The organism is Enterobacter sp. D2 (assembly GCF_034427575.1).
GTDB classification, from domain to species: Bacteria; Pseudomonadota; Gammaproteobacteria; order Enterobacterales; family Enterobacteriaceae; genus Enterobacter; species Enterobacter cloacae_M.
In genome coordinates this window covers 616,753-640,315 of record NZ_JAXQPP010000001.1, presented here as the reverse complement: position 1 = coordinate 640,315, position 23,563 = coordinate 616,753, and the positions used below count along the sequence as shown (strand labels likewise).

At 54.5% G+C, this 23,563-nt stretch carries 18 protein-coding genes; 10 read left to right on the top strand and 8 right to left on the bottom strand.

Annotated elements, in window-relative coordinates:
- Positions 1 to 89 precede the first annotated feature (89 nt).
- The 4 genes from cydD (at position 90) to infA (ending at position 4,830) form a co-directional block, all read left to right on the top strand.
- On the top strand, positions 90 to 1,856 hold the full coding sequence (gene cydD / locus SPG90_RS03010) for a heme ABC transporter permease/ATP-binding protein CydD (RefSeq protein WP_126302802.1): 1,767 nt from the start codon (positions 90 to 92) through the stop codon (positions 1,854 to 1,856).
- Complete coding sequence (gene cydC, locus SPG90_RS03005; protein ID WP_126302803.1) at positions 1,856 to 3,577, top strand: heme ABC transporter ATP-binding protein/permease CydC; 1,722 nt, start codon at positions 1,856 to 1,858, stop codon at positions 3,575 to 3,577. The genes cydD and cydC overlap by 1 nt, the downstream gene beginning before the upstream one ends.
- Before the next feature lie 45 nt (positions 3,578 to 3,622).
- The gene (aat, locus tag SPG90_RS03000) at positions 3,623 to 4,327 is read left to right on the top strand and encodes a leucyl/phenylalanyl-tRNA--protein transferase (RefSeq protein WP_126302804.1); all 705 of its coding nucleotides are present in this window, start codon (positions 3,623 to 3,625) and stop codon (positions 4,325 to 4,327) included.
- Positions 4,328 to 4,611: 284 nt separating this feature from the next.
- Entirely contained in the window at positions 4,612 to 4,830 is a 219-nt protein-coding gene (infA, locus tag SPG90_RS02995; RefSeq protein ID WP_002211347.1) for a translation initiation factor IF-1, read from the top strand.
- A gap of 208 nt (positions 4,831 to 5,038) precedes the next feature.
- Here infA and SPG90_RS02990 read toward each other — a convergent pair whose 3' ends face one another.
- The gene (locus SPG90_RS02990; protein ID WP_047173342.1) at positions 5,039 to 6,565 is read right to left on the bottom strand and encodes an aryl-sulfate sulfotransferase; all 1,527 of its coding nucleotides are present in this window, start codon (positions 6,563 to 6,565) and stop codon (positions 5,039 to 5,041) included.
- 22 nt (positions 6,566 to 6,587) lie between these two features.
- The gene (locus tag SPG90_RS02985; protein WP_126302805.1) at positions 6,588 to 8,141 is read right to left on the bottom strand and encodes a bifunctional metallophosphatase/5'-nucleotidase; all 1,554 of its coding nucleotides are present in this window, start codon (positions 8,139 to 8,141) and stop codon (positions 6,588 to 6,590) included.
- 130 nt (positions 8,142 to 8,271) lie between these two features.
- On the opposite strand from SPG90_RS02985, the gene SPG90_RS02980 reads away from it, so the two are divergent.
- Positions 8,272 to 9,537 carry an IS1 family transposase gene (locus SPG90_RS02980; RefSeq protein ID WP_126302806.1) on the top strand — a complete coding sequence of 422 codons (1,266 nt, stop codon included), beginning with the start codon at positions 8,272 to 8,274 and terminating at the stop codon, positions 9,535 to 9,537.
- A gap of 146 nt (positions 9,538 to 9,683) precedes the next feature.
- Here the strand turns inward: SPG90_RS02980 and SPG90_RS02975 are convergent, their stop codons facing one another.
- The 3 genes from SPG90_RS02975 to clpS all read right to left on the bottom strand — a co-directional run bounded on the left by SPG90_RS02975 (position 9,684) and on the right by clpS (position 13,233).
- Positions 9,684 to 10,121, bottom strand: a complete 438-nt coding sequence (locus SPG90_RS02975) for a hypothetical protein (protein ID WP_126302807.1) — start codon at positions 10,119 to 10,121, stop codon at positions 9,684 to 9,686.
- Between the two features lie 484 nt (positions 10,122 to 10,605).
- Positions 10,606 to 12,885, bottom strand: coding sequence for an ATP-dependent Clp protease ATP-binding subunit ClpA (gene clpA / locus SPG90_RS02970; RefSeq protein WP_008499992.1), 2,280 nt, complete (start codon positions 12,883 to 12,885; stop codon positions 10,606 to 10,608).
- A 27-nt stretch (positions 12,886 to 12,912) separates the two neighbouring features.
- The gene (gene clpS / locus SPG90_RS02965) at positions 12,913 to 13,233 is read right to left on the bottom strand and encodes an ATP-dependent Clp protease adapter ClpS (protein ID WP_006174393.1); all 321 of its coding nucleotides are present in this window, start codon (positions 13,231 to 13,233) and stop codon (positions 12,913 to 12,915) included.
- Positions 13,234 to 13,500: 267 nt separating this feature from the next.
- Between clpS and cspD the strand changes: the two genes are divergently transcribed.
- Entirely contained in the window at positions 13,501 to 13,722 is a 222-nt protein-coding gene (cspD, locus tag SPG90_RS02960) for a cold shock-like protein CspD (RefSeq protein ID WP_006809408.1), read from the top strand.
- A gap of 70 nt (positions 13,723 to 13,792) precedes the next feature.
- Here the strand turns inward: cspD and macB are convergent, their stop codons facing one another.
- Both macB and macA read right to left on the bottom strand, forming a co-directional pair.
- Positions 13,793 to 15,733 carry a macrolide ABC transporter ATP-binding protein/permease MacB gene (macB, locus tag SPG90_RS02955; protein WP_045403603.1) on the bottom strand — a complete coding sequence of 647 codons (1,941 nt, stop codon included), beginning with the start codon at positions 15,731 to 15,733 and terminating at the stop codon, positions 13,793 to 13,795.
- On the bottom strand, positions 15,730 to 16,845 hold the full coding sequence (macA, locus tag SPG90_RS02950) for a macrolide transporter subunit MacA (protein ID WP_322407906.1): 1,116 nt from the start codon (positions 16,843 to 16,845) through the stop codon (positions 15,730 to 15,732). Before macA ends, macB begins: the two co-directional genes overlap by 4 nt.
- Before the next feature lie 159 nt (positions 16,846 to 17,004).
- Here macA and SPG90_RS02945 point away from each other — a divergent pair, with 159 nt between their 5' ends.
- Entirely contained in the window at positions 17,005 to 17,961 is a 957-nt protein-coding gene (locus SPG90_RS02945) for a VirK/YbjX family protein (RefSeq protein ID WP_045403608.1), read from the top strand.
- On the opposite strand, the gene SPG90_RS02940 is transcribed toward SPG90_RS02945, so the two are convergent.
- Complete coding sequence (locus tag SPG90_RS02940) at positions 17,958 to 19,616, bottom strand: ATP-dependent endonuclease (protein ID WP_322407905.1); 1,659 nt, start codon at positions 19,614 to 19,616, stop codon at positions 17,958 to 17,960. The genes SPG90_RS02945 and SPG90_RS02940 overlap by 4 nt on opposite strands.
- A 372-nt stretch (positions 19,617 to 19,988) precedes the next feature.
- Here SPG90_RS02940 and aqpZ point away from each other — a divergent pair, with 372 nt between their 5' ends.
- The 3 genes from aqpZ to hcp all read left to right on the top strand — a co-directional run bounded on the left by aqpZ (position 19,989) and on the right by hcp (position 23,562).
- Positions 19,989 to 20,684: an aquaporin Z gene (gene aqpZ, locus SPG90_RS02935; RefSeq protein WP_014883193.1), complete on the top strand. Its 696-nt coding sequence runs from the start codon at positions 19,989 to 19,991 to the stop codon at positions 20,682 to 20,684.
- Positions 20,685 to 20,865: 181 nt separating this feature from the next.
- Positions 20,866 to 21,765: a lysine exporter LysO family protein gene (locus tag SPG90_RS02930; RefSeq protein ID WP_126302811.1), complete on the top strand. Its 900-nt coding sequence runs from the start codon at positions 20,866 to 20,868 to the stop codon at positions 21,763 to 21,765.
- Positions 21,766 to 21,909: 144 nt separating this feature from the next.
- Positions 21,910 to 23,562 carry a hydroxylamine reductase gene (gene hcp / locus SPG90_RS02925; protein WP_126302812.1) on the top strand — a complete coding sequence of 551 codons (1,653 nt, stop codon included), beginning with the start codon at positions 21,910 to 21,912 and terminating at the stop codon, positions 23,560 to 23,562.
- Position 23,563 lies beyond the last annotated feature (1 nt).

Genomic DNA, 23,563 nt, shown 5'->3' with positions numbered 1-23,563 from the left:
AATAAAGGCGGCGATAAGTCGCCTTTATTGTCTCCCCGTTGTAACATTGCGCTGCCCAATTTCTAATAACGTCACCTGCAAAGTACGCAATGGAAAAAACCCGTCAACAAGAGTTAACACGCTGGCTGAAACAGCAAAGCGTTATTTCCCGCCGCTGGCTTACGATTTCCCGTCTCCTGGGGTTCGTTAGCGGTCTGTTGATTGTTGCCCAGGCATGGCTGCTGGCCCGCATTCTTAATCACATGATCATGGAGAACATCCCGCGCGAAGCGCTGTTGCTGCCTTTTATTGTCCTGATCCTGATTTTTATCCTGCGCGCCTGGGTGGTGTGGCTGCGTGAGCGCGTCGGTTTTCACGCCGGACAGCACATCCGCTACGAGATCCGACGTCAGGTGCTGGATCGCCTTCAGGAAGCCGGGCCCGCGTGGATCCAGGGTAAACCGGCCGGTAGCTGGGCGACGCTGATCCTTGAGCAGATTGACGATATGCACGACTACTATGCGCGCTATCTGCCGCAAATGGGCCTTGCCGTCTTCGTTCCGCTGCTGATTGTGATCGCCATCTTCCCGGTGAACTGGATGGCTGCGCTGATTCTGATGGGCACCGCCCCGCTGATCCCACTGTTTATGGCGCTGGTCGGTATGGGGGCAGCGGATGCCAACCGCCGTAACTTCCTGGCACTGGGTCGCCTGAGCGGCCATTTCCTCGATCGTCTGCGCGGCATGGAGACGTTACGCATTTTTGGCCGCGGTGAAGCGGAAACCGAAAATATTCGCCGGGCATCGCAGGACTTTCGTCAGCGCACCATGGAAGTGTTACGCCTTGCCTTCTTATCCTCCGGCGTACTGGAATTCTTTACCTCGCTGTCGATTGCCCTCGTGGCGGTCTACTTTGGCTTCTCCTACCTTGGCGCGCTGGATTTCGGCCATTACGGCACGGCGGTGACCCTTTCTGCCGGCTTCCTGGCGCTGATCCTGGCCCCGGAATTTTTCCAGCCGCTCCGCGATCTGGGGACCTTCTATCACGCCAAAGCGCAGGCGGTTGGCGCAGCCGATAGCCTGAAAACGTTCCTGGAAACGCCGCTGGCACACCCGGAGCGGGGTGACGTGACGCTGAATGCTAAAGATCCCGTGACCATTGAAGCGCAGGACTTTTCCATTCTGTCACCGGAAGGCAAAGTGCTCGCGGGTCCGCTGAACTTTACCTTACCTGCCGGACAACGGGTGGTGCTCGTCGGCACCAGCGGTTCCGGTAAAAGTTCTCTGCTGAATGCGCTATCCGGCTTTATGGCCTACACGGGTTCACTGCGGATCAACAAAACCGAACTGCGCAACCTCGATCCAGACGCCTGGCGTAAACAGCTCAGCTGGGTAGGACAAAACCCCCAGCTTCCCGCCTCTACGCTGCGTGAAAACGTCCTGCTGGCGCGCCCGGACGCGCGTGAAGATGAACTGCAATCGGTGCTCGATCGCGCCTGGGTCAGCGAGTTTCTGCCGCTGCTTCCGCAGGGGGTAGATACCGTTGTCGGCGATCAGTCCGCCGGGCTGTCGGTCGGACAGGCGCAGCGCGTAGCCGTTGCCCGCGCGCTGCTTAATCCATGCCAGCTGATGCTGCTGGATGAGCCCGCCGCCAGCCTGGACGCCCACAGCGAACAGCGCGTAATGGAGGCCCTGAACGCCGCCTCCCGGCAGCAAACCACCCTGATGGTCACCCATCAGCTGGAGGGGATTGCCGACTGGGACCAGATCTGGGTCATGGAGAACGGCCGTATTGTTGAGCAAGGCGATTACGCCTCTCTCGTTGCCGCGCAGGGACCGTTTGCCGCCCTGCTGGCGAACCGTCAGGAGGACATCTGATGCGTGCTCTGCTGCCTTATCTTGCGCTCTATAAACGCCACAAATGGATGCTGACGCTGGGGATTGTGCTGGCGATTGTCACGCTGCTCGCCAGCATTGGCCTGCTCACCCTTTCCGGCTGGTTCCTGTCAGCCTCGGCCGTCGCGGGCTTTGCCGGTTTATACAGCTTCAACTATATGCTCCCGGCAGCCGGTGTTCGCGGTACCGCCATCACGCGGACTGCCGGACGCTATTTCGAACGGCTGGTCAGCCACGACGCCACTTTCCGCGTGCTGCAGCACCTGCGCATCTACACCTTCAGCAAACTGCTGCCCCTCTCCCCTGCCGGGCTGGCGCGTTTTCGTCAGGGTGAATTACTTAACCGTGTTGTTGCGGATGTCGACACGCTGGATCACCTTTACCTGCGCGTGATTTCCCCGATCGTGGGCGCGTTTGTGGTGATTGTGGTTGTCACGCTGGGGCTGTCTGTTCTGGATGTTTCCGTTGCGCTGACGCTGGGCGGGATCATGCTGCTGACGCTCATCATTCTGCCGCCGCTGTTTTACCGCGCCGGGAAATCGACCGGGGAAAACCTGACGCGCCTGCGCGGAGACTACCGCCAGCAGCTCACCTCCTGGCTTCAGGGGCAGGCAGAGCTGACGATTTTTGGCGCCAGCAAGCGCTACCGTGCGCGGATGGAAAGTACGGAGCTTAACTGGCATGAGGCCCAGCGCCGCCAGTCGGAGCTGACGGCCTTCTCTCAGGCGCTGATGATGTTAATCGGCGGCGTGGCGGTGATTGCCATGCTGTGGCTGGCTTCCGGCGATGTCGGGGGGAATTCACAGCCGGGTCCACTTATTGCCGTTTTCGTCTTCTGCGCGCTGGCGGCGTTTGAGGCGCTAGCCCCGGTAACGGGCGCCTTCCAGCATCTGGGCCAGGTGATCGCCTCTGCCCTGCGCATCACGCAGATTGCCGAGCAGGAGCCTGAAGTCACGTTCAGTGCCGGGCAGACCGCGGTACCAGAGCAGGTTGCGCTGACGCTTGAAGATGTCACCTTCGCCTATGACAAACAGGCGCAGAACGCGCTGGACGGTATCAACCTTTCTGTTAACGCAGGTCAGCGGATGGCGATCCTCGGCCGTACAGGCTGCGGTAAATCGACGCTGCTGCAGTTGCTGACCCGCGCCTGGGATCCGCAGCGCGGCCATATTCGTTTTAATAACACGTTGCTGACCGATTTCAGCGAGCAGACCCTGCGCAAGACGGTGAGCGTCGTTCCGCAGCGCGTGCATCTGTTTAGCGCCACCCTGCACGATAACCTGCTGCTGGCCGCGCCAGAGGCCTCTGATGATGCGCTTCGCGCCGTGCTGGAGCAGGTCGGGCTGCAAAAACTGCTTGAGGACGACGGGCTGAACAGCTGGCTGGGCGAAGGCGGCCGTCAGCTCTCGGGCGGTGAACTGCGCCGTCTGGCTATTGCGCGCGCGCTGCTGCACGATGCGCCGCTGATGCTGCTCGACGAACCCACCGAGGGGCTGGATGCCACAACCGAAAGCCAAATCCTTGATTTACTGGCGAATGCCATGACCGGCAAAACCGTGCTGATGGTCACACACCGCCTGCGCGGACTGGCGAGTTTTGATCGGATAATTGTGATGGACAACGGACACATTATTGAGCAAGGTAGTCACGCAGAGCTGTTGGCGAAACAGGGTCGCTACTACCAGTTTAAACAGCGTCTGTAGACTATATTTGTAGCGTCCTCACTCGCGTACTGGAGTTTTGCTGTCATGCGCCTGGTCCAGCTTTCTCGTCATAACATCGCGTTCCCTTCTCCGGAAGGGGCGCTGCGTGAGCCCAACGGGCTGCTGGCCCTTGGAGGTGACCTCAGCCCCGCTCGGCTATTAATGGCGTACCAGCGCGGTATCTTCCCCTGGTTTTCCCCGGGCGATCCGATTTTATGGTGGTCCCCCGATCCGCGTGCCGTGCTGTGGCCAGCGCAGTTTCACGCGAGCCGCAGCATGAAGCGTTTCCATGCGAAATCACCCTACCGCGTCACCCTCAATCACGCCTTTGGTCAGGTCATTGAAGGCTGTGCCGAAGACCGCTATGAAGGGACATGGATAACCCGCGATATCATTACCGCCTACCTCCAGCTCCATGAGCTTGGCTACGCCCACTCCATCGAGGTGTGGGAAGGCGGAGCACTCGTCGGCGGCATGTACGGCGTGGCGCAGGGGACGCTGTTTTGCGGCGAGTCGATGTTCTCTCGTGCGGTTAACGCCTCGAAAACCGCGCTGCTGGTCTTCTGCGAGGCGTTTGCCCAGCGCGGCGGACGCCTGATCGATTGTCAGGTGCTCAACGAGCACACGGCCTCCCTGGGGGCTGTTGAAATCCCGCGACGCCAGTATATCGAGCATCTGGATGCCAGCCGTCAGGAGAAGCTTCCGCGCGACTTCTGGATACCGAGAACGCTCTTTATGCCCAATGCCTAAATGTTTTCCGCATATTTTTTGTGAGGGTGTTATAATTATGCCGCAGAGTAGCTTCTGCCTGTTGCCCCGCCGCCGTTTGGGACCCTCGCTTCAGATAACGTCCTGACGTTTATCCTGTTGTCTCCCCTTTACGAATGCGCTTCCTGTTCGGTTGTACCGTGACGCTTGGGCAATGCGCCGAAACTGTTTTGCTGCGTTTTAATCGCGCAATTCTTTACTTAATTGATGAATTTCGGCATTATCTTGCCGGTTCAAAACTTGGTAGTGATACCCCAGAGGATTAGATGGCCAAAGAAGACAATATTGAAATGCAGGGTACCGTACTTGATACGTTGCCTAATACCATGTTTCGCGTAGAGCTGGAAAACGGTCACGTGGTAACTGCGCACATCTCCGGTAAAATGCGCAAAAACTACATCCGCATTTTGACGGGCGACAAAGTGACTGTTGAACTGACCCCGTACGACCTGAGCAAAGGCCGCATTGTCTTCCGTAGTCGCTAATTGTTTTCGCCTGTAATGGCAGATGAATATTAAATAAGGCCGGGATTTTCCCGGCCTTACTTTTTTTGTGCTGCAGGTGATTATTTGAACAATTATTTAGCCGTTCGTTTCAGCGTCAGGCTGTCTGGTCGACAGCAAGGCCAGCCACTGTAAGTGACCGACATTAGCAGCCGCAATGCCCTTTTAATGGCTGTGTCTGGCTATGCTATCAGCCGTTTGCCACCTGATAACCTATATTTATCAAAGCATCAAGCTCGTCTTTTGCAAACAACCTTGCCCGATAGCATTCGCCAGGGAACTCTGGATAGCCATCCAGCGAGCAAATCAAATCGTAGATTGTGGCAATAATATGGCCTGTCACATCGCTGATAAAGAAAGAGCGCGCATGGTTGGTGTAGATGCCATAATAGTCACCATAATCTATTGCTGCCCCCATAAAATCAGTGACTTGAGGAACACGATCGGAAGGTAACTCGAAACTTTCGTGAGCCTGGGTTGCTGTATTGGCGACGAGATCAACAGCATAGAAAACGACTCTCGCAGGATCGGTTTTGTAAAAAACAGCCGTTGAATCAAGCGTAATATCTCGAGTAACTGCATTGCCTTCATTATCGACGCAGGAGCGATTATCAAATAGCGAAAGAACAAATTTCCCTTCAGTCTCATTGCTTAACCCAGCAAAAGCGCTATTTTTAGTGACAAATACGGTATGAGCACCATTTTCAAAATCCGCTATACCGGAAGTATCTATCTGCGTAACGCCCTGTCCTGCAGCGAAATTACTGTTAAACCCCCCTGTATTAATACTCCACAGCATCTTACCATCGGCAGGAGAAATACCAAACGTCAGGCCTGCAGAGCGAGTATGAACAACAATCGCTTCAGCATTTGCCTCACCCGCGGGGATCCAGGAAAGCGAGTTAAGGTGAGCATCGTTTGTGGGACTATTATTCAGGATCTTCGTATTATCAAAAGCACGAGTGTAATTTTTTGCCCACAGCAACACGCCTGTCTTTTCATCAAATTTTAATATTGATGCATCCTGTCGCATAGTATTGGTAGAACGGTCCGGGTTATCATTACCAATCATGAAGAGATTACCAGCTGAATCCCAGATCAGATCGTGGGTGTTAGCATAGCGGTTGCCATCGCGGTCACGTAAATCAAATTCCAGAATCTCGTTGCCCAAAATATCGATTTTGAAAAAGCGTCGCCCATACCAATGTTCATCTTCATCACTGCCGATATAGAAATAACCTTTATGCGTTTTTAGCATCTGGTTACGGTAGGGCTGAGCATAATAGCAGCGAAGATCGCCGTTCCGGTCGTAGCCATCACAATTGGTTGTCATTAACCAACTGTTTCCCCATACGGTCGTGAAGTTAGCGGGATCCGTTTGCTCAATATCGATATGGAAAATTGTCCCATCGCGGTAGAGTTGTTCCTGTGTGCTTACTTGGATGATTTGATTAAAAATTTCCACTCCGCTAAGGTTTTTAAAGATAACCTGCACTTGGTTAAGGTAGTTTGCGTACAGCCCAATAACTGGAACTTTTATCTCAGGTAAAGTGATAATGTCACTTGAAGAATACGTAAAATCTAAACTTGTCGTGCTAGTCGATCTTCCCAGAACCGTATAGGAATATGTTGCCTCTTCATCAATTATAAACTTCAGATAGACCGCAAGCTGGTTGTTAGCAGGAGCGAGATCCATTCCAAGATAGGTAATTGCCATATTATTCACCTGTTGTTAATTATTACTGTGTAACTTCTTTTACTCGCATCTCATTCACCTGTTGGGGAATGATCTTATTTCCTTTCACCAGATAATCAATAACCGCATTGGAAAGGTTATATCCACCTTTTACCTGTTTGTTCTGACCATCAATGAATGCAGTAAAGCCATCACCACCAGGGGCAAGGAAACTATTTGTCGCTACGCGATAGGTATCAGAGTCTACAATTGGCTTGCCATTAAGCGTAAGTAGCACAACGCGTTGCCCGACAGGTTTATGTTGGTCGTAGCGCATCTCCAGTCCTTTCGACATCTGCAAAACACCGTTAGTGAGTGATGCACTGTGCTCCATAAGATTTCGTAAGGATTTCCCTTTCAAATCCATTATGGTTAGCTCATTTGGAAACGGGAACGCGCTAATAACATCGCCGAGGGTTATCGGACCGGCATTCAAATCAGCACGCAGACCACCTGAATTAGTGAGCGCGAGTTGCGCATCAGGCGCAGCAGCAAGCATTGCATCGGTAAATAAATTGCCCAGCGAAGATGATTCCCCGTAGGCGCGCGTAAGCGTAACAGGCGTCTCTCCAACTTTTTGGCGAACCGTTTCGGAGAGCTTTTTATTCCAGCTATCAATAACACTCTGAGTTGCCGGATCGGGTTTCCATTCATCAGCGTAAAGGGTTTTAAGTTCGAAGCTTTTTATTTTGTTGTGATGTTTTTTTAGATCCACATCCAGGACCAGTTTACCAATATCAATCCCACCACTATCAGTCGAAAGCACCAGCGTGTTATCTACTTTAAGCGGCTCCGGCGTCCCAACATGCGCATGTCCGGTAATCAGAATATCCAGTCCTTTCACCTGTTTCGCCGTCTGGATATCCTTATCAAGGGCGCGTTTGACATCAGTATTGCCGATACTGGACTGGCGTGCAGGGAAACCTTCATGAATGAGTGCAACGGTTATATCTACTTTTCCACGTAGTTCATCCAAATAACGCTGGAGATATTTCACCTCGTCACGCGCTTCAATACCCTGACGCATTGACGATGAAACGGTATCATCGAAAGCGAATACGCCATGCAACCCAATGACCCCAATTTTAACGCCACCCTTTTCAAGGATTGTATACGGCTTATTCCAGAAAAGGACATTGCTATTTTTATAAAACACGTTACCTAACAGTATCGGGAATTTAGCCTGACTGAGCTGTATCAGCGTATTATCCCAACCATGGTCGAACTCATGATTGCCGACAGACGCAGCATCAAATGACATTGTATTCATAATATCTATGATTGCCCGCCCTTTTGTCAGGCTGCTAATGTATGGACCGGTAAAGTAATCTCCAGCATCGAAATAAAAAGTAGCCTTATTTTTTTGCTTTTCTTGCTTAACGTAAGTCGCAATATTTGCGAAGCCACCGACAGCTCTTTTACCTTCTGCAACATAAGGGAGTTTATAGGGCTCAACATGTGCATGCAGGTCATTGGTATAAATGACGGTAACGTCCTGCGCTGGACTTAGCGAAGCATATCCCGATAGTAATAAAACCGCGATTACTGTTTTTTTCATTTTTAACTCTCGAATTAAAGAAAGAATTTCATTATCGATTAGCAAAAAACAGATTTTGTGAACCTTCTCACGACATATGGAAAAGGGAGACGCGAAAATTTACGACTAACAGAATCAGTTGGTGAAGCACATGGAATCCGCTCAAAAAATAGATCTCAATGTTTGCAAAAGCTGGTCATGTCCAAATCTCGGAATACCAGATGCGAGTGATTATGTTTTTCCTGTTTATCGTCTGGGCTACGCAGCACTTGAATGTCAAAAATGTGGCAGTCTTCCTCCACTGTTTAATACAAAAGAATGTGACGAGTGGTTCAGTCAATTCATGCAACGAAAATTAGGAAATACAGGACAAGGTTGTCCCCGCTGTTTTACAGCGCACATCATTCGCTATGGATACACAAAAGCCAGAACACCCCGCTTTCAATGTTGTACCTGCCGTTATGTATTTACTCCACACTATGACAATGCTGTAGGCCTGAATAAAAATATCACCCTTCTTTCCCAGCTCGAACAAGGGGTGCACTCTGGTGAAACGACAAACCAAAGGGTGCTTGCGCAAGCGGTTAACGGGTTCGAGCGCGATCTGCATGTTTCACTCCCTGCGCTAACAAGGGTGTCAACGACCACAATGGTTATACCGTTTCAGGGTCATTCAACCAGGCAGAAACTGTATGTTGTGATCAGTGCCGATGCTGACTCCGGCAAAATTATTCAAATAACAACCAACTATTGCGACTGGAAGGCAGGTGATTCATTGCTCTATCAGGGTTCTAAGTCTTTCCCTTCTTCGATACTACCGTCGAGCGATACCGATCTTATTCGGGAGCAAGAAATGCAATTTCTTAAACGGAGTCAATTTGATGAAATTCAGTACGGTAGTGCCGAGCTTAAGCGAAACGACCGGGGAAGCATAGTCCGTCCTGTCATTACCATACACAGTCATTTCCAGCGATTAAAACGACGCTTCCCGGGTGTAACCGATCATTATCTCGCCCATGAGTGCGTTTTGCGCGGCGGGGCTATAACTGCCTGGTCAACAGAAGTCCGACTTGGAAAAACCGATCTTTGGTTTGTATCTGAAAAGAATGAAAAGGCCAACCTCTCTGACAAAGCATTTTGCCTTACAGGTAGCTGGAAAATGGGATGGTGGAAAAATGTGTGGCAGCGTTGGGATAATGGCGAGGTATGCAAGATGATTGGCCTACTGACCGGACAGCAAAGTACAGCGGAGCCCGCGTTGATTTCACTTGCATACTGCACTGCGTTTGCTGTCTGGCTGAAATCCCATCCATGGTCATTACAGTGTCATAACTATGGGGCACGGGTAGTGAGCCAGCATTTAGTGGGTCTTGGCTGTATTTATAACCAACAGATGAAGGAAAATTCAGGCAGTTAAGGGCCACATAACGCGAGCTGTACGGCGGCGAACTGCACTTTTTTTTAGTGTCATCAAAAGTTATTAACGTCTTCCTGTAACACCCACTTTTCCGAGAATTAATCCATTTGGCGTCAGAGCAACTCCCCCGACGCCTCGGATCGATGTCAGGAAATAATGTGAATTACCGTTTCTGCACTTTGAGGTGCAACGACATCTGCGGCCATCGAATGCGTAATGTTATGGAGTAGCCCAGTCAGGTGCGGCAACATATCGCGGTCAAAATGCGATACCAGCAGTATGTGGTTTAACGCCCGACAGTAATCACACTGTGCTTCGGTGTCTTCAAGCAGCCACTCTTTTTGTCTCGGTTGTTCCGCTTCGTCCTCAAATTCCACCACCTGAAAATCATGCATTGACTCTGTGAGGCCGGATTTCATTTCTTCCAGATACGCCCCAAGGCAGCGACAGATGGGCTGCGTTTGTGGGAGTGATGTGCAATCGAGGAGGATTTCGGTGAGCAATTTGCAGCGCTCTGCAAGGGTTGGGAGATCGGGGTTGAGGGAGAGTTCGCTATAAAGCGGTGAAAGATTGTTATGTTCCATTTGATTATGACTCCGTGTGAAATGATGAGATCTCCACCCGAACGCCAACTCAGGCGGCAGACTGAACCGGTTTGGCGTACCGACCCACACGGGAAAATCGGCGCTTCAAAAGAAGCCCCGGTTCAGCCCACCATAATTGAGTCTGCGATTATATCGCTAGCTTTCAAAAGTCTGAACGAACCTGATGATAGTTGACGTATCAACATCATTTCTCGTGTGTAATCAGGACGCCAATCCCGGCACCTGATTTTGCAGGTGCGACGCCATTTTATTACTGTGGTTTTATCCAGCAATTGACTTCGAAGGAAACTGGAAAGCGCCTCGCAAAATTCCTCTGCGGTCTGTTGCCCTCACCCCAACCCTCTCCCACAGGGAGAGGGAGAAAACACTAAAAACGACAACACTGTTGTCGTTTTGCTTTTACCTTGGCAGGCATAAAAAAACCGGGCAAAAGCCCGGTTTTTAACATTAACGTTCAACTCACTCAGTGAGCCGCTTCCGGCTTGTGCTTCGCCGCGCTCTGGAAATCGTACGTCAGTTCGTTTTTCGCCTGATCCAGCGCCACGGTCACCTGACCGCCGTCCACCAGCGAGCCAAACAGCAGCTCGTTCGCCAGCGGTTTCTTCAGGTTGTCCTGAATCACGCGCGCCATCGGACGGGCACCCATCGCTCGGTCGTAGCCTTTCTCGGCCAGCCAGTTGCGGGCCTCCTGGCTCACTTCCAGCGACACGCCTTTCTGATCCAGCTGAACCTGCAGTTCGACGATGAACTTGTCCACCACCTGATGGATCACCTCGGTAGACAGGTGATCGAACCAGATAATGTTGTCCAGACGGTTACGGAACTCCGGCGTGAAGATCTTCTTGATCTCCTCCATCGCATCGGTGCTGTTATCCTGGTGGATCAGGCCGATGGATTTACGCTCGGTTTCACGCACGCCGGCGTTGGTGGTCATCACCAGCACCACGTTGCGGAAGTCCGCCTTGCGCCCGTTGTTGTCGGTCAGCGTCCCGTTGTCCATCACCTGCAGCAGGATGTTGAACACGTCCGGGTGCGCTTTCTCGATTTCATCGAGCAGCAGTACCGCGTGCGGATGCTTGATCACCGCGTCGGTGAGCAGGCCGCCCTGGTCAAAGCCCACGTAGCCCGGAGGCGCACCAATCAAACGGCTGACGGTGTGACGCTCCATATACTCGGACATATCAAAGCGAAGCAGCTCAATGCCCAGCGCTTTGGAGAGCTGAACCGTCACCTCGGTTTTCCCCACACCGGTTGGGCCAGCGAACAGGAAGGAACCGACAGGCTTGTGGTCATGCCCCAGCCCGGCGCGGGCCATCTTGATCGCTTCGGTTAAGGCCTCAATGGCTTTATCCTGACCAAAGACCAGCATTTTCAGGCGATTGCCGAGGGTGCGCAGCGTGTCGCGGTCGCTCTGAGAAACGCTCTTCTCAGGGATACGCGCGATGCGGGCAACCACGGACTCGATATCCGCCACGTTAACGGTTTTCTTACGCTTGCTGGCCGGCATCAGGCGCGCACGCGCCCCCGCCTCATCAATCACGTCAATCGCCTTGTCCGGCAGATGACGGTCATTGATGTATTTCACCGCCAGCTCCACCGCCGCACGGACCGCTTTCGCGGTGTAACGCACGTCGTGGTGCGCTTCGTACTTCGGCTTCAGGCCGTTGATGATCTGCACCGTTTCCTCGACGGACGGTTCGGTCACGTCGATTTTCTGGAAGCGGCGCGCCAGCGCACGGTCTTTCTCAAAGATGTTGCTGAACTCCTGGTAGGTCGTGGAGCCAATCACGCGGATCTTGCCGCTGGAGAGCAGCGGTTTGATCAGGTTCGCGGCATCCACCTGGCCACCGGAGGCCGCACCTGCGCCGATGATGGTGTGGATCTCATCGATAAACAGGATGCTGTTGGTGTCCTGCTCCAGCTGTTTTAACAGCGCCTTGAAGCGTTTTTCAAAATCACCGCGGTATTTAGTGCCCGCCAGCAGCGAGCCGATATCCAGCGAGTAGATGGTGCAGTCGGCAATCACTTCCGGCACGTCACCCTGGACAATGCGCCAGGCAAGCCCTTCGGCAATCGCGGTTTTACCCACGCCTGACTCACCCACCAGCAGCGGGTTGTTCTTGCGGCGACGGCACAGCACCTGGATCGCGCGCTCCAGCTCTTTATCGCGACCAATCAGCGGGTCGATACCGCCAACGCGAGCAAGCTGGTTAAGGTTGGTGGTGAAGTTTTCCATACGATCCTCCCCGCCTGCTTGCTCTTCATTGTTATTGACCTGATTGCTGGAATCCGATGCCTGATTAGGCTCGTCTTTGCGCGTTCCGTGAGAAATAAAGTTAACCACGTCGAGGCGGCTGACTTCGTGTTTGCGCAGCAGGTAGGCAGCCTGTGACTCCTGCTCGCTGAAGATGGCGACTAAGACGTTTGCGCCAGTCACTTCGCTACGTCCGGAAGACTGGACGTGGAATACCGCGCGCTGCAGCACGCGCTGGAAGCTGAGCGTCGGCTGCGTGTCGCGCTCTTCTTCACTGGCTGGCAGCACCGGTGTGGTTTGTTCGATGAAGGCTTCGAGTTCCTGACGTAGCGCCACCAGATCCACGGAGCAGGCTTCCAGCGCTTCGCGGGCAGATGGGTTGCTAAGCAGTGCGAGCAGTAAATGCTCGACGGTCATAAACTCATGTCGGTGCTCACGCGCTCTGGCGAAAGCCATATTTAAACTGAGTTCCAGTTCTTGATTGAGCATAGGCACCTCCCCCAATTTTATGCCTTATCAGGCCTTTTCCAGCGTACACAGCAACGGATGCTCGTTCTCCCTCGCATAGTCGTTCACCATCGCCACTTTGGTTTCCGCCACTTCGGCTGTGAAGATGCCGCAGATAGCTTTGCCACGATAATGAACGGTAAGCATCAGTTGCGTTGCACGTTCTACATCATAAGAAAAGAACTTTTGTAGCACGTCAATAACAAATTCCATCGGCGTGTAATCATCGTTCATTAACATAACTTTATACATAGATGGCGGTTTTAGCGCGTCGCGCACTTTGTCTTCCGCCAGCTGGTCGAAATCCAGCCAATCGTTGGTCTTACCCATTATGCATAACCACTTTGAATCTACCTCAGATGTTAGATAACAATCATCTATTACTGTCATCCGCGATGTCTGTCACAAACTGTTGCAATAGCGTTAACTGCTTCAAACTTTGGTTGATTATTGTCCCATCTCCAGCGCCAAACGCTTGACGACTTCTTTCGTTTCTCTAAATTGTACAAGCGTGAGATGGCGAGGTTTTGAACAGCCCCCACTCCACCACCGGTTCATTCCATCTTAACTTATAAGATTTACGAAGGATGTCGAAGCATGGAAATGGGTACTGTTAAGTGGTTCAACAACGCCAAAGGGTTTGGCTTCATCTGCCCCGAAGGCGGCGGCGAGGATATCTTCGCTCACTATTCCACCATTCAGATGGATGGTTACAGAACGCTCAAAGCCGGGCAGTCCGTCCGGTTCGATGTACATCAGGGACCAAAAGGCAATCATGCAAGCCTAATCGTACCCGTTGAAGCAGAGACGGTTGCATAGCTCTCTGTTTTATTGTGTACATCCCGCAGTCAAAATGCCAGCCCGATCGGCTGGCATTTTTATTTTCGGGTTATTCCCGAGCCAGCGCGTCCACCGGATCCAGCCGCGCCGCGTTGCGGGCGGGCAACCAGCCAAACAAAATGCCGGTAAAGGTCGAACACAAAAACGCGGTGATAATGGCAACCGGCGAGAAGCCAATCTCCCAGCCGGGTAAAAAGAGCTGGAGCGCAAACGCGATCATCATCGAGAGCGCAATGCCCATCGCCCCGCCGACCAGACACACCAGAACCGCCTCAATCAAAAACTGCTGCAGCACATCGCTGGCCCGGGCGCCGACCGCCATGCGAATACCGATCTCTCGCGTGCGCTCGGTGACCGACACCAGCATGATATTCATCACCCCGATGCCGCCGACGACCAGCGAGATCACCGCCACCAGCGTGAGAAACAGCTGAAGAGTACGTGTGGTCTTTTCCGCCGTTTTCAAGAGGCCGTCCATATTCCAGGTGAAGAAATCTTTCTTCCCGTGGCGCAGGGTTAACAGCCGTTCAAGCTGCTGTTCGGCCAGCGCGCTGTCGTAGCCCTCCTTCACGCGCACGGTGATGGAGTTGAGCCATGACTGCCCCATAATCCGCCCGGAGATGGTGGTATAGGGCAGCCAGACGCGCAGGATCTTGCTGCTGCCAAACATCGACTGCTTCTCTTCCGCCACGCCGATGACCGTGGCAGGCATGTTGCCGACCAGGATCACTTCGCCTACCACGCTGGCTTTATTGGGGAAGAGCTGCCTGCGCGAGTTCGCGTCCAGCACCACCACCTGCGCCCTGCCCGCCAGCTGCTCGGCGTTGAAGGTGGCGCCTTCGCTGAAGGTCATGCCGTAGACGTTGAAATAGTCCCCGCTCACGCCGTTCGCGCTGGCGGCCACGTCAACATTCCCCACGCGCAGACGCAGGTTCTGCGAAACCGCAGGCGTGGCGGAGTTCACCCACGGCTGCTTCTGAATTGCCGCCAGATCGTCATACTTCAGCGCCTGTTGATACTGCGGCTCGTCGTCACCAAAATCTTTGCCCGGATAGACGTCAATGGTATTAGTGCCGATGGCGCGGATATCGGCCAGCACCAGCTGCTTGGCCGCGTCGCCCACCACCACGATCGATACCACCGAGGCGATACCGATAATGATGCCGAGCATCGTCAGCAGGGTGCGCATTTTGTTAGCCGCCATCGCCAGCCAGGCCATGGTAAGCGCTTCGCGAAAGCCGCTGGAGAACTGTCCCCAGCCGGTTGATGCCGGTAGCGCTTCTTTCGGCGCCGCAGCCCTGGACTCACGCGGCGGTGGATTGCTGACCAGCTCGCCGTCGTGGATCTCAATGATTCGCTCCGCCTGCGCCGCCACCTGCGGATCGTGGGTCACGATAATGACGGTGTGCCCCCGATCGCGAAGCTGGTGCAGGATCGCCATCACCTCTTCGCCGGAGTGGCTGTCGAGCGCGCCGGTCGGTTCATCCGCGAGGATCACCTGCCCGCCGTTCATCAGTGCCCGGGCAATACTCACGCGCTGCTGCTGGCCGCCGGACAGCTGCGACGGCTGGTACTCCACCCGCTCCGCCAGCCCCAGACGCGTTAACAGCATCTGCGCGCGCTCAAGGCGCTTTTTCCGTTCGACGCCCGCATACACCGCGGGCACTTCCACGTTCTGGGCCGCGTTAAGGTGAGAAAGCAGATGGTAACGCTGGAAGATAAAGCCGAAGTGTTCCCGGCGCAGCTTCGCCAGCGCGTCGCCGTCCAGCGTGGAGACATCCGTCCCGGCCACGCGATAGGTCCCGCTGGTCGGTTTATCCAGACAGCCGAGAATGTTCATCAGCGTCGATTTACCGGAACCCGACGCGCCGACAATCGCCACCATCTCGCCCGCCTCCACGCGCAGGGAGATGCCCTTCAGCACCTCCACCGGGCCGTCGCCTGACGGATAGCTGCGACGAATGTTATTTAGCTCAAGCAGCGCCGTCATTTAGCGGCTCCGGGCAGGGTTTCGCTGACAACAACCTCCTCGCCCTCTTCCAGTCCTTTCACCACCACCACGTCGGTGTCGTTGCGCGTGCCGATCACGACCTCGCGCTCGCGCGTTTCGCCGTTGCGCAGCACTTTCACTTTATAACGACTATCACCGGCGGACTCGCCGAGCGCAGAGAGCGGAATGGTCAGCACGTTCTTCACGCCGGTCAGCTGGATATGCACCTGTGCGGTCATGTCCAGACGCAGCACGCCCTGCGGGTTTGGCACCTCAAAGCGGGCATAGTAGAAGATAGCGTCGTTAACTTTCTCCGGCGTCGGCAGAATGTCTTTAAGCACGCCTTCGTAGCGCGTCTGCGGGTCGCCAAGCACCGTAAACCAGGCGTTCTGCCCCGGCTTAAGATGGATCACATCCGCCTCTGAGACCTGGGCTTTGACCAGCATGGTGCTCATGTCCGCCAGGGTCAGAATGTTCGGCGCCTGCTGCGCGGCAATCACCGTCTGGCCCTGCAGCGTGGTGATCTGGGTCACTTCACCCGCCATTGGCGCGACGATTTTGGTGTAGTCGAGGTTGGTTTTTGCCGTATCCAGCGAGGCCTGATTGCGTTTGATCTGCGCGTCAATCGTGCCAGTTTGCGCCTGTTTCACCGCCAGTTCAGTGGCGGCAGTATCTAAATCCTGTTTCGAAATAGCCTGGGTTTTGGCCAGCGCCTGCTGACGGGTCAACGTTACCTGAGCCAGGTTACGTTCTGCCAGCGCCTGGGCACGCTGCGCGCGCAGCTCCATCAGCGTGGCTTCCACCTCGCGGATCTGGTTCTCAGCCTGCTCAGGATCGATAACGCCGAGCAGCTGGCCTTTTTTCACCTTGTCGCCAATCTCAACCGACAGCGTTTTCAGCTGGCCGCTGACCTGCGCCCCGACGTCAACCTTGCGCAAAGCGTCAAGCTTGCCCGTCGCGAGGACGTTTTGCTGCAGTTCGCCCGGGCGAACAATCAGCGTCTGATACTGCGGCGCCGGCGCATTCAGCACCTGCCATAGCCAGTACCCACCGGCTAAAACCACGACCGCCAGCAGCAGAAACAGCGTTCTGCGTTTTCCCTTGAGGTTCATAAATATTCCAAATAAATGTTCTGGCAATGATAAGCGTTGATTCTAACTAAACGACTCTTCAACGAAAGCCCTGTTCTCCGAAATCGTCCTAATTTGTTTACGAGATGTTGACATTTCTCCTGCTGAAATAGCGATATTCCAAAAGGATCAGGATCTACCATGTCTTCTATCGTCGATACATCACTTTCAAACCTGCCGCAGCCAAAATCCGGCTGGCAGCTCTTCAAAAACCTGGCTTTCGGTGAGATCGCACCCGGGCTGGCATGGGAAAAACCCGCCTATCGACGCAAGTTCATGCTGCGCTCACTGGCGACACCGCTCAGCACCGCTCGACTGCTGTCTGATCTTGCGAAACATCCGTACCTGATGCAAATGCTCCAGGTTCAGCCTGGGCTGCCCTGCCGCCTTCATCGTCCGTGGTTAACGGTCAATATGGATCGACAGCGTGTGCTGGAAGCGCTGTCCTGGCACTATCAGATGATGTGCCGCCAGCTGCCGGCGACGCTGACAAAGGGTTACCTTTCAAAGCAGGGCGTGACTCTGCTGACCTTAACCGGAAAAGATGAACAGCAATTTACCGTCCGCCTGTGTGCCGACGCGTTTATGGATAAAGAGGGAGAAGCTACCCTCGTTTTCTGTGACAGTCAAAATACGGCGCTGGCGGAGATGACCTTTACGCTATGCCAGTTTGAGGGAAAATCGACGCTGTTCATTGGCGGCTTGCAGGGCGCAAAAGCGCATGTTCCCCATGAGCTGATCCAGGGAGCGACGAAAGCCTGCCACGGCCTGTTCCCGAAACGTCTGCTGGTCGAGGCCGCCATGACGCTCGGCGCCGCGTTCCCGGTAGAGCAGATTGTCGCCGTCAGTAACGATACCCATATTTATCGCAGCTGGCGCTACCGCAAGAAAAAAGAGGGCAAATTGTTGGCCGATTACGACAGTTTCTGGCTCTCCATCGGCGGTGAAAAGCAGGATAACGGTAATTTTATGCTGCCACTCGTCATGCCGCGTAAACCGATGGAAGAGATCGCCAGCAAAAAACGCTCCGAATATCGCCGCCGCTACGCGCTGCTGGATAGCCTGATTCAGCAGATGAAACAGGCGACCCAACGCTAATCCGCTTTCCCGCGTGCCAGCCACAGCACGCGGGAGAACATCTTCCGCAGCAGGGTCGGTACCGCCTCCACGCCCCGCCTGCCCGCTTCCGTCGCCACTTCAATGGCTAAATCCGGTTTTGACGAACGGTGAATGGCTTTGGCGATCACCCGCCGCATGTTCATCGGGACATCGACCGGCACCATGGCAATGCGGTGGAAGACGTCGTCGAACCCCTGACGATACATAAAGTGTTCCATGTCCATCGCGGGGAGCATGGTTAAATGGTCGCGCTCTTCCTCGCGCTCGTTATTCAGCAGGCTCCGCACGGTCGAGGCATATTTTTTACCCGCCTCATCACCGTCTACCAGAACGTGCCACTCGATCCCCATCCGGCGGGCGAATTTTATCAGCGGCTTTAATCCCGACTGGGCGAATTCGATTACCTTAATGCCTTCCGCATCAAAATGGTGGCCGCACTGGCGCGCCAGCTCGTTGATGACCCAGGTTTCCGTTTCCCCCTCCACCAGCAGCCAGCAGCGGGCAAAGAGCGACGACGCCCGGTTAAAGCGAATATGAAACGCGATGCGCCGCCCGTCTTCCGCATTCAAACCGCCCGGCCCAAGCCGGAAAGCGGAGACGCGGGAGGATTCACGCACCAGGCGACAGACGTGTTCAACCGGCGTCAGCGATAATAACTCTCCGGAATTGGTGGTCGTAATGCGCTGGAGCGGCAGCAGATTCAGCAGATGCCATGCCACGGAGAGCATGATGGGATGCAGGCGCGTTTCCGGGTCTTCCACCAGCAGCAGAGGCCGGGCGTCCCGGTCAAGACGAACGGTGCCTTTGGCCTGCAGAAGCGTTGAAAACAGACCCAGCAAAATCACCCGATGGGTACGGCCGCCGGGCCGGTCGATCATCCGGTTAATGATGTCGAGATAACGCCAGCTTCGCTGCTCATCATGAGAGCGGCGGCGCATCAGACGGTGGCGCGACTCCGAGGTTCCCTGCTCGCAAAAATAGTGCTCCAGGAGTTGCACCATTGCGGACAACCCCTGACGAATTTGACCATCGGTCAGATTCTGCGGACGCGACACCAGCTCTCTGGCCAGAAAATCCAGCTCGCGGGCGGTGACTTCAACTTCCGGCATATTGGGTACGGTTCCGTTACGAATACGCCGCATAAAGCGCGCATCGCGCAGGCGTAACACCGGCGTCAGGCGGATCAGGTGGCGGGCAAGATCGTCGATATTGTCGAGCGGGATCGGGTTGGCTTTCTCATCGAGAAAATCACGCAGGGTGAGTACCCCCTCGTTCTCCGCCATCTCGCCTTCAAGCCGATAGAAAATCCGGTGGAAACCGTCGTCGCACGGCACCCAGCAGGGTGACAGCGGGCGGAAGCGACGCACGCGGTGACGTCCGGGCTCGGATTCGCGGAACGTCAGGATGATATGCAGGTGCTTCTCGCGCCCCGTTACGTCGCCGGGCGGAAACCAGAAATCGTCGCGAACGAAGTGATACAGATCGTCTTCGGGCGAAAGCAGTAGCGTCAATGCATCCAGCAGGCTGGACTTACCCCACGCGTTCTCGCCGATCAGGACGTTGTTCTGCTCCAGCTGCAGCGACAGGCGGTTAATACCGCGAAACCCGACAATTTCCACACGTTCGAGAAGCATAAATCCCCCGCGATATGATCACTTTTTCCTTCAAGTAATCAGCAGTATAGCGGGATGCAGACGGGCTTGACACTGCAATCCGACTCCATATCCTGGCGGAAGCACGAAAAATTCAGAATTTATCCATCAGGTTTCATTTGAAATAACCCGCATCTCACAAGATACTACCGCCCGCAAATTGGTCTATGCTCTATTTACCGCTGATTTGAACAAGGATTGACATCACATTGCCTTAAATCAAATTAATCGAATTTATTTAAGTGGCGAAGGGGTGTTGTTGGTTTTTAAAATACGGGCTCTTTGAGTCGTCATCCCTTTATGGCGATATATCCCGTGCGCGGGAATGCGTGCGGATAATTATTTGAGGTGGTTATGTTTAGAAAATTGGCAGCAGAATGCTTTGGTACATTCTGGCTGGTATTTGGTGGCTGCGGTAGCGCCGTTCTGGCAGCAGCATTCCCGGAATTAGGTATCGGTTTTGTCGGCGTCGCGCTGGCGTTTGGTTTAACCGTATTAACCATGGCATTTGCCGTGGGACATATTTCCGGCGGTCATTTTAACCCGGCAGTGACGTTAGGTTTATGGGCGGGCGGCCGTTTCCCGGCGAAAGACGTAATTGGCTACATTGTGGCGCAGGTAGTTGGCGGTATTATTGCGGCGGGCGTTCTGTACGTGATTGCCAGCGGTAAAGCCGGCTTCGACGCGGCGGCCAGCGGCTTTGCCTCTAACGGCTTCGGCGAACACTCTCCGGGCGGTTACTCCATGCTGTCTGCCATCGTGATTGAAATCGTGCTGACCGCCGGCTTCCTGCTGGTGATCCACGGCGCAACGGACAAACACGCGCCAGCCGGTTTTGCCCCGATTGCCATTGGTCTGGCGCTGACGCTTATCCACCTGATTTCTATTCCGGTCACCAACACCTCCGTTAACCCGGCACGCAGCACCGCCGTCGCCATCTTCCAGGGCGGCTGGGCGCTTGAGCAGCTGTGGCTGTTCTGGGTGATGCCAATTATCGGCGGTATCCTGGGTGGCGTGCTGTATCGCACCCTGCTGGAAAAACGCGATTAATCTTTCCCTCCCTCTCCCCGTGGGAGAGGGCCACGGTGAGGGCCACAGGCCGCACACCCCACATAGACACAAGCCGGGTAAGGCGTAGCCGCCACCCGGCTTTCTTTTGCCGCTTTACTGAACAGCCTTTATTGGGTAGTGTCACTGGCGCTTAACCGATACTCAAAAGGACCGGCTGTTCATGTTTTCAGGACTCCTCATCATTTTGCTGCCCTTGATCGTGGGCTATCTTATTCCGCTGCATCGTGAATCCGCATTAAGGCTCATTAATCGATTCCTGAGCTGGATTGTCTACGTTATTCTTTTCTTTATGGGGATTAGCCTGGCATTTCTGGACAACCTGTCGGCGAATTTACTCTCCATCCTCCATTATTCTGTCGTCACCGTGGTGGTTATTTTGCTGTGCAATATTGCCGCGCTGGTGTGGCTGGAACGCACTATTCCATGGAAAAATCACCATCATCAGGAAAAGCTCCCTTCTCGAATTGCAATGGCGCTTGAATCATTAAAATTATGCGGCGTCGTGGTGATCGGTTTTCTTCTTGGGCTGACAGGTTGGGCATTTTTACAGCACGCGACAGAGGCCAGTGAATATACGCTGATCTTCCTGCTGTTCCTGATTGGTATTCAGCTACGAAATAATGGCATGACGCTGAAACAAATTGTCCTGAACCGTCGGGGGATGATGGTTGCCGTTATGGTTGTCGCCAGTTCAATGGTGGCGGGCGTCATCAACGCCTTTATTCTCGATCTGCCGCTGAAAACCGGCCTGGCGATGGCATCCGGTTTTGGCTGGTACTCCCTCTCCGGTATTCTGCTGACCGAATCATTCGGCCCGGTGATCGGCAGCGCCGCCTTCTTTAACGATCTGGCGCGCGAGCTGATTGCCATCATGCTGATCCCGAGCCTGGTTCGCCGCAGTCGCTCTACCGCGCTGGGCCTGTGCGGCGCAACGTCGATGGACTTTACCCTGCCGGTACTACAACGCTCAGGAGGGCTGGAGATGGTTCCCGCGGCTATCGTGCACGGCTTTATTTTAAGCCTGCTGGTTCCGGTCCTGATGGCCTTCTTCTCTGCCTGATACTTCTTTGGCGGTAGGTTTCCTGCCGCCAAAATTGCGCTAAATCAATCTCCCTCTATTTTGTAGCAGAAAGCCCTTTTCTCCGTTCTGGCACAGGCATAACCTTAAACATGTATATTAAATATAACTTTAACAGGTGTGATTATGTTTTGTGTGCAATGTGAACAAACCATCCGTACCCCGGCAGGCAATGGCTGCTCTTACGCACAGGGTATGTGCGGCAAAACCGCAGAAACATCTGACCTGCAGGACCTGCTGATTGCCGCCCTGCAAGGCCTTTCCGCATGGGCGTTCAAAGCCCGCGAATACGGCATTGTCGACCACTACGTCGACAGCTTCGCCCCGCGCGCCTTCTTCTCCACGCTGACCAACGTTAACTTCGACTCTCCGCGCATTGTCGGCTATGCCCGCGAAGCGATTGCCCTGCGTGAAGCGCTGAAAGCCCAGTGCCTGAAGGCGGACGCCAGCGCCCGCGTGGAAAACCCGATGTCTGAACTGCAGCTGGTCAGCGACGATCTCGGCGACCTCCAGCGTCAGGCGGCAGAGTTCACCCCGAATAAAGACAAAGCGGCGATTGGCGAGAACATTCTCGGCCTGCGCCTGCTGTGCCTGTACGGCCTGAAAGGCGCTGCGGCCTATATGGAACACGCGCAAGTTCTGGGTCAGTACGACAATGAGATTTACGCCCAGTACCACAAAATCATGGCGTGGCTGGGTACCTGGCCTGCCGATATGAATGCCCTGCTGGAATGCTCAATGGAAATCGGCCAGATGAACTTCCGCGTGATGAGCATTCTTGACGCCGGTGAAACCAGCACCTACGGCCACCCGACGCCGACGCAGGTCAACGTCAAGGCAACCGAAGGCAAGTGCATTCTGATTTCCGGTCACGACCTGAAAGATCTCTACAACCTGCTGAAGCAAACCGAAGGCACCGGCGTTAACGTTTATACCCACGGCGAAATGCTGCCGGCACACGGCTACCCGGAACTGCGTAAATTTAAGCATCTGATCGGTAACTACGGCAGCGGCTGGCAGAACCAGCAGGTGGAGTTCGCCCGCTTCCCTGGCCCTATCGTGATGACCTCTAACTGCATCATCGACCCGACCGTCGGCGCGTACGATGACCGCATCTGGACCCGCAGCATCGTCGGCTGGCCGGGCGTGAGCCATCTTGAAGGTGACGATTTCGGTCCGGTTATCGCCCAGGCGCAGCAGATGGCGGGCTTCCCGTACACCGAGATCCCACATCTCATCACCGTCGGATTTGGTCGTAAAACCCTGCTGGGTGCCGCTGATTCGCTGATCGATCTCGTCAGCCGTGAAAAGCTGCGCCACATCTTCCTCGTCGGCGGCTGCGACGGCGCGCGCGGCGAGCGTAACTATTTCACCGATTTCGCCACCCGCGTGCCGGAAGACTGCCTGATCCTGACCCTGGCGTGTGGCAAATACCGTTTCAACAAGCTGGATTTCGGCGACATCGAAGGTCTGCCGCGCCTGATCGATGCGGGCCAGTGTAACGATGCTTACTCGGCCATCATTCTGGCGGTCACCCTGGCGGAGAAACTGGGCTGCGGCGTGAACGACCTGCCGCTGTCGCTGGTGCTGTCATGGTTTGAGCAGAAGGCGATTGTCATTCTGCTGACCCTGCTCTCTCTTGGCGTCACCAACATCGTGACCGGACCGACCGCGCCAGGCTTCCTGACGCCGGACCTGCTGGCCGTGCTGAACGAGAAATTCGGTCTGCGTTCCGTGACCAACGTTGAAGACGATATGAAGCAGCTGCTGAGCGCGTAAG